This is a genomic window from Flavobacterium erciyesense (genome assembly GCF_018069925.1).
GTDB lineage: Bacteria > Bacteroidota > Bacteroidia > Flavobacteriales > Flavobacteriaceae > Flavobacterium > Flavobacterium erciyesense.
Genome location: NZ_JAGPXB010000012.1, coordinates 98,459 through 105,587, shown reverse-complemented (window position 1 = coordinate 105,587; position 7,129 = coordinate 98,459). Strand labels below are relative to the sequence as shown.

At 36.2% G+C, this 7,129-nt stretch carries 6 protein-coding genes; 4 read left to right on the top strand and 2 right to left on the bottom strand.

The features are described from left to right. The 3 genes from KBJ98_RS12160 to KBJ98_RS12150 form a co-directional block, all read left to right on the top strand. Window positions 1-941 (top strand): gliding motility-associated C-terminal domain-containing protein (locus KBJ98_RS12160; RefSeq protein ID WP_210791027.1); only part of this gene is annotated, 941 nt, incomplete at its 5' end. Window positions 942-1,004: 63 nt separating this feature from the next. Further along, on the top strand, window positions 1,005-1,922 hold the full coding sequence (locus KBJ98_RS12155) for a PorP/SprF family type IX secretion system membrane protein (protein ID WP_210791025.1): 918 nt from the start codon (window positions 1,005-1,007) through the stop codon (window positions 1,920-1,922). Window positions 1,923-1,941: 19 nt separating this feature from the next. After that, a complete protein-coding gene (locus tag KBJ98_RS12150) occupies window positions 1,942-3,807 on the top strand; it encodes an OmpA family protein (RefSeq protein WP_210791024.1) in 1,866 nt (621 codons plus the stop codon). Between the two features lie 54 nt (window positions 3,808-3,861). Here the strand turns inward: KBJ98_RS12150 and miaE are convergent, their stop codons facing one another. Next, the gene (gene miaE, locus KBJ98_RS12145; RefSeq protein WP_166137921.1) at window positions 3,862-4,443 is read right to left on the bottom strand and encodes a tRNA-(ms[2]io[6]A)-hydroxylase; all 582 of its coding nucleotides are present in this window, start codon (window positions 4,441-4,443) and stop codon (window positions 3,862-3,864) included. Between the two features lie 109 nt (window positions 4,444-4,552). Between miaE and KBJ98_RS12140 the strand changes: the two genes are divergently transcribed. Beyond that, complete coding sequence (locus KBJ98_RS12140; RefSeq protein WP_210791022.1) at window positions 4,553-5,794, top strand: glycosyltransferase; 1,242 nt, start codon at window positions 4,553-4,555, stop codon at window positions 5,792-5,794. Window positions 5,795-5,976: 182 nt separating this feature from the next. Here KBJ98_RS12140 and KBJ98_RS12135 read toward each other — a convergent pair whose 3' ends face one another. Then, window positions 5,977-7,119, bottom strand: a complete 1,143-nt coding sequence (locus KBJ98_RS12135) for an acyl-CoA dehydrogenase family protein (protein WP_210791020.1) — start codon at window positions 7,117-7,119, stop codon at window positions 5,977-5,979. Between the last annotated feature and the right edge of the window lie 10 nt (window positions 7,120-7,129).

Here is a 7,129-nt window from a genome sequence, read left to right as displayed (position 1 = left end):
CTATTACAGTGAGTACACAAAATGGAGTGGAGTATAGTTTGAATGGAACCAACTATCAAACATCAAATGTGTTGTCAGGATTAGCTCCAAATACATATACACTTTACGTTAGAAGTACAACGGATAACACTTGTATTACTTCATCAACACAAACGGTAACTATTGATGCGCTACCACAGTTACCAACCATTCCTACTGCTACTACAATTGTGCAGCCCACTTGTGCGGTTCCTACGGGAAGCATAACTATTAGTGCGCAGCAAAATGTGCAATACAGTATCGGTAATGGATATCAAAATAGTCCAGTTTTTTCTAATCTAATACCAGGAAATTATACTATTACAGTTCGTTTTACTAACAGTCCTGCATGTATTGCGACAGGCGGAATAGTTACTATCAATGCAATTCCGCAGCAAATTCAATTCGAGACCGGATCCAATTGTGTAAATAATGAATTTGTGCTAACGGCTATTCCGCGTAGTTCAAGTTATGACCCTTCCCAAGTTACCTATCAATGGAAAGATCCAAATGGTATGGTAGTAGGTACAGCAAGTAGCCTTAATCTCTCTCAAGTAGCATCTAATTCAAATTCAATTGTGTTTCCTGCAGTTTTTTCGCTTTCAATTCGTTCTGCGGCGACTGGATGCGAGACTACTCAGACTTTTACAATTGAGTCTATTTTTTGCAACATTCAAAAGGGGATTTCTCCGGATGGAAATGGTTCTAATGATTCTTTTGATTTAACTTTTATGAAAGTTAAAAAATTAGAAGTCTTTAATAGATATGGTATCAAGGTGTACAGTCAATCTAATTATACAAATCAATGGACAGGGCAATCCAATTCTGGCGAAGCTTTGCCAAGTGCTACCTATTACTATGTAATTGAATTTGAATCTGGAACGCCAAAAACGGGTTGGATTTATTTAATTCGAGAAAAATAAAAGTAGTACTAAAGCAATAGTCTCAAGAAGTATTAATTGACTTTGATAAAAAACAAAAACGATATGAACAAAATACTATTAATTTCTCTGTTAGTTTGCTTTTCTCTTTGTGAGGTAAGTGCGCAACAAGATCCACACTATACGCAATACATGTACAATATGAATGTCATTAATCCAGCTTATGCGGGATCAAAAGAAAATTTATCTTTTGGACTGTTGTACCGTAAGCAATGGGTTAATATCGAAGGAGCACCCTCTTCATTTTCATTTTCAGGTCATACTCCGGTTGGAAAAAATGTGGGTATGGGTATTTCTTTTCTTTCAGATAAAATAGGTCCTGTTACAGAACAAAACGTCTATGGAGATTTTTCATATACGCTACAATTAAATGAAACAGATAAACTTGCTTTTGGTATAAAGGCCGGAGCTTCTTTTCATAATGTAGGACTACGTGATTTACAATCTAGTTTACCAGATCCTTCTGAGGGGATTTTTGGACAAGACATAAGTGACGCTACCTTAAATGTAGGAGCTGGACTTTTTTATTATTCAGATAAATATTATGTAGCATTTTCAGTACCTAATATGTTAAAGGCTGCTCATCTTGATTTTAATGGAAGATCTTATGGTTCCGATGTGTCGCATTATTTTTTAACAGCAGGATATGTAATGGATTTGAATTATGATTTAAAATTCAAGCCTTCATTCATGTTGAAATCTGCCATAAATGTAACGCCTTCACTAGATCTATCAGCTAATTTTTTATACCAAGAAAAATTTGAGATAGGGGCAACATACCGATTACAAGATAGTTTTGGAGGTATGATTAATGTAGCCGTTAGTCCATCATTACGAATTGGGTATGCATATGACCATATTGTTTCTGATTTGAGAGTGAGTACGCCGTCATCACATGAGTTTATTTTGTTGTATGATCTTTTCGAATCTAAAAAAGTATCTCGCTCTCCGAGGTTTTTCTAACGTTTAATTCAACTATTTGATGAAAAAATATTTTCTATTGGTTCTTGTCGCAATAATTAGTTGTTCAACTATTGCACAAAATAAACAAACCAAAAATGCTGATGATTTAGTGCGTAGTTACGATTATTACGGTGCTATTGAAGCATACTTAACTTTAGTAAGGCAGGGCAACAATGATTTGTACATTAAGAAGCAATTGGCTGATTGTTACTACTACATTGACAACTTTAAAGAAGCCGGGAAGTGGTATGATCAAAGCATAACATCGCAAAAAGATGCCGAAGTATTTTTTAGATACGCACAGGTTTTAAAAGCCAACTTAAAGTATAAAGAAGCAAATATTCAATTACAGCGTTTTGCTCAACTAAGTCCAAATGATAGTCGTGCTCAAAAGTTTGGTGCTAATCCTAATTATTTGGATCAGTTGGAAAGAATTGATGCTGCGTATGAAATTAGAAAATTGAATATTAATTCTGCTCGCTCGGATTGGGGCGCAACCTTATACGGCGATGTATTGTATTTTGTTAGTGCGCGCAACGAAAGCAAGAAAGTCTACAGCTGGAATAATGAACCATTTTTAGATATTTATCAAGCAAAAAGATTGTCTAATGGAAACTTCGAAGCGCCAGAGGAAGTTGCGGGATTAAATTCGCAATTTCATGAAGGGTCAGTTTCACTTACGAAGTCTGGATCAATTGCGTATTTTACGAGTGAAAGTTTTAAAAATGATTTATTTGAAAAAGATAAAAATAGAAGGTTAAAATTTGGTCAAGTTAGTCTTTACAGTGCTAAAAAAGAAAATGATAAATGGTCAGTAATAACTCCATTGCCTTGGAATAATAAAAGTTACTCAAGCGGAAACCCTTCTGTAAATAAAGAGGGAACTGTTTTGTATTTCGCCTCAGACATGCCTGGAAGTATTGGCGGTACAGATATTTGGAAAGTACAAATTAATGCAGATGGTAGTTATGGCCAACCAGAAAATTTAGGTCCAAGTATTAATACCGCAGCAGATGAAAATTTCCCTTTTATAGCTGATAATGGTGTATTGTATTTTGCATCAAATGGTTTGTTGGGGTATGGCGGTTTTGATGTATTTGCTGTTGATTTAGTAGAAGTTGGAGGTACTCCAAAAAATTTAGGGAAACCTGTCAATTCTGAGAAAGACGATTTTTCTTTTACATTCAATACTGAAAATAACATTGCTTTTCTCTCTAGTAACCGAACAGGGCAAGATGATATTTATGTGCTGAATCCAATTTGCAAATCCAATTTGATGGTAGCTGTTAAAAATGCCAAAGATGGTGCTGCTCTTGCGTCTACCAGAGTTGAAATAGTTATGGATGGTCAGGAACAAATAGTAAATCAGATGTCAGATGATAAGGGAATATTATCTTACGACATGACTTGTGGTAAATCATATAAGGTGCAAATTTTAAAAGATGGTTATGTAACACAAAGTAAAACAGTGATCGCAGTGGCTGGTTCCAATTTAGTTGAAGTTGCTTTGGAGCCAATTGAAGTAATTGTAACTGAGACGGAGATTATATTGAATCCTATTTATTTTTATTCTAATAGAAGTGAAATTACAGAAAAGGGAGCTGCTGAGTTGGATAAATTAGTTTATGTAATGTCTCAAAATCAAAAATTACAAATTGATGTTGTAGCTCATACTGATTACCGTGGAACTGATTCATATAATTTGACTTTATCTGAAAAAAGAGCAAAAGCTACAGTAGCTTATATAATTGAAAAAGGTATTGCTGCCGAACGTATTTCAGGTAAAGGATTGGGAGAAGGTGCCCCAAAAATTGACTGTAAAGAAGATTGTACCGAGTTAGAGATGGCCTTAAATAGACGTTCTGAGTTTTTGATTAGAAAATAAATCAGAATTCTAAGTATAAAAAAAACAGCATAGCTTTTAGGTATGCTGTTTTTTTTATCCATGTACTGTTTCGTTCTTGCCGTAATTTGTAATTATCGAGGTTTCGTAAGCAATCCATTCTTTCCATCTTTTATCTACATCAACATTATCTGCATATTGTCTGGCAAAGCCTAAAAAGGTTGTGTAGTGACCGGCTTCACTAATCATCAAGTCTCGGTAAAATTTAGCCAATTCAGGATCTTTTATGTTTTCAGACAGAACTTTAAAACGTTCGCAGCTGCGCGCTTCAATCATTGCCGAGAAAAGTAAACGCTCGCATAAGGCATCGTTTCGACTTCCATCTTTTTTCATAAACTTAAAAAGCTCATTAACGTAACTGTCTTTTCGTTCGCGACCAAAAGTAAGTCCACGTTTTTTGATTAATTGATGCACCATTTCAAAATGCTCCAATTCTTCCTTAGCAATAATAGTAAGTTCAGTGACTAATTCCTCTTTTTCAGAATTTTGTGTGATCAAACTGATAGCATTTGATGCTGCTTTCTGCTCGCACCAAGCGTGATCGGTAAGTATTTCCTCGATGTTCGATTCTACAATAGTAACCCATCTCGGGTCTGTAGCTAACTTAAGTCCCAACATAATCGTTTTCTTTTGCTACAAAATTACTCTTTATTTCAATGATTTTGTTTGATAACAAAGCTTTATCGATAAAATTACTATTATTTTGTATTCTAAAGATGGAGAAAATATGAGCGTACAACCAATAGTTCTAATTATAGGTTTTGTGTGGCCGGAGCCAAAGTCATCCGCAGCAGGTGGAAGAATGATGCAATTAATTCGATTGTATCAATCGCAAGGGTATGCCGTAACTTTTGCCAGTCCAGCGCAAGATTCTGAATTTATGGTGGATTTAAGTGGATTTGGAGTTATTAAAAAAAATATAGTCCTGAATTGCGGGAGTTTTGATGTTTTTATTGCTGATTTAAATCCGGCGATCGTTCTTTTTGATCGGTTTATGATGGAAGAACAATTTGGGTGGCGTGTGGCTGAATTTTGCCCTAAAGCATTACGTGTATTGGATACCGAGGATCTACATTGTTTGCGTTTAGCAAGACAGCGCTCATTTAAAGAAAAGCGTGATTTTAAGATTGAGGATTTACTTGTCGAGGAAGTAGCTAAAAGAGAAATTGCTAGTATACTCCGGTGTGATATCACTTTGATGATTGCTACTTTTGAAATGGAATTACTGCAAACAGTTTTTAAAATCGATGCGGCTTTGTTGTTTTATTTGCCTTTGTTGGTTCGAAAACAAGAAATGTTTGTCGCAGAGCAAGTTCCATCTTTTGAGGACCGAGCTAATTTTGTTTTTATTGGAAATTTTCTGCATGAACCCAATTGGAATGCAGTTCAGTACTTAAAAGAAACTATTTGGCCTTTAATAAGGAAACAGTTACCTGAAGCGCAATTGCATGTCTATGGTGCTTATCCGTCACAAAAAGTAATACAATTGCATCATGAAAAGTCTGGTTTTTTAATTCTTGGTCGTGCTGCTGGGGCTAAAGATGTGGTACAAAAAGCGCGAGTGGTTCTAGCACCTTTGCGTTTTGGTGCAGGTATTAAAGGTAAATTGTTAGAAAGTATGCAATGGGGTACACCTAATGTGACAACGAGTATTGGCGCAGAGTCGATGCACGGGAATATGCCTTGGAATGGTGCTGTAGTTGATGATCCTATACTTTTTGCTCAAGAAGCTGTGCGTTTGTATCAGGATAAAAGTTATTGGTTGAATTCACAGGATAATGGTTTTATGTTGGTTGAAAATTTATATGACGAAGTTATTTTTGCTGAGAAATTTGCACGTCAAATGACTGACTTGATTGAGAATTTAGAAGCGCACCGTTTGGGTAACTTTATGGGTGCTTTGCTACAACATCATACTTTAAAAAGCACCAAGTATATGTCGAAATGGATTGAGGCAAAAAACAGCTAAGTTAGCGAGTCTTGCATGAGGGGTAGAAGCGGCATCCTTTTTTAGGCTCGCTTTTTTGCGAGGCTTAAAAAGATAAAGCGGATGACCCGGCCTTACTGTAACGAAAGTGAAAGTAAGGGCATGCCATAAAAAAACTCGCCTTAAAATACAGTAAGGCGAGTTTTATATTTTGAAGATTTGATTTACAATGACATCAAACCACGTGAAATTACAATACGTTGAATCTCTGAAGTTCCTTCGTAAATTTGAGTGATTTTTGAGTCACGCATCATGCGCTCTACATGATACTCGGCTACGTAACCGTTTCCTCCGTGAATTTGTACCGCTTCATTGGCAACTTCTAAAGCGATTTCCGAAGCGTAAAGTTTAGCCATAGCTCCAGAGTGTGCAATATCTTTTCCGGCGTCTTTTTCGCAAGCGGCTTTCATTACTAATAATTTGGCTGCAGTTACTTTTACATACATATCGGCCAATTTAAAAGCGATAGCTTGGTGGTTAAAGATTTCTTTACCAAATGCTTTGCGTTCGTGTGCGTATTTTAAAGCGGTTTCGTAAGCACCAGTTGCAATTCCTAATGCTTGAGAGGCAATACCAATACGACCGCCATTTAGTACATTCATAGCAAAAGCAAAACCAAATCCGTCAGCACCAATTCTGTTTTCTTTTGGAACTTTTACGTCAGTAAACATTAGTGAATGGGTATCGCTACCTCTAATTCCCATTTTCTTTTCTTTCGGTCCAATGTCAAAACCTGCCCATCCTTTTTCAACGATGAAAGCATTGATTCCTTTATGTCCTTTTTCGATATCAGTTTGAGCGATAACGATGTATGTTGATGCAGTACTTCCGTTGGTAATCCAGTTTTTTGTTCCGTTTAAAAGGTAGTAATCGCCTTTGTCAATTGCAGTAGTTTTTTGTGATGTAGCATCAGATCCTGCTTCTGGCTCCGAAAGACAAAATGCTCCAATCACTTCTCCTTTTGCAAGTGGCACAAGGTATTTCATTTTTTGTTCTTCGTTGCAATATTTCTCTAAACCGGCGCAAACTAATGAGTTGTTTACAGACATGATTACCGCTGCCGAGGCATCAATTTTTGCAATTTCGGTCATAGCCAAAACATACGAAATGCTGTCAAGACCTGATCCACCGTATTTAGGATCGACCATCATTCCCATGAAGCCTAAGTCGGCCATCATTTTTACTTGTTCAGTAGGGAATTTTGAGTGTTCATCACGTTCAATAACACCTGGTAATAATTCTGCTACAGCAAAATCTTTAGCCGCTTGTTGAATCATTAAATGCTCTTCGGTTAGATTAAAATCCATATTTTTATTG

Bases quoted from the DNA above. Each gene is read 5' to 3' on its own strand.
- KBJ98_RS12155 (WP_210791025.1), top strand. From the start codon at position 1,005: ATGAACAAAATACTATTAATTTCTCTGTTAGTTTGCTTTTCTCTTTGT.
- KBJ98_RS12150 (WP_210791024.1), top strand. From the start codon at position 1,942: ATGAAAAAATATTTTCTATTGGTTCTTGTCGCAATAATTAGTTGTTCA.
- miaE (WP_166137921.1), bottom strand. From the start codon at position 4,443: ATGTTGGGACTTAAGTTAGCTACAGACCCGAGATGGGTTACTATTGTA.
- KBJ98_RS12140 (WP_210791022.1), top strand. From the start codon at position 4,553: ATGAGCGTACAACCAATAGTTCTAATTATAGGTTTTGTGTGGCCGGAG.
- KBJ98_RS12135 (WP_210791020.1), bottom strand. From the start codon at position 7,119: ATGGATTTTAATCTAACCGAAGAGCATTTAATGATTCAACAAGCGGCT.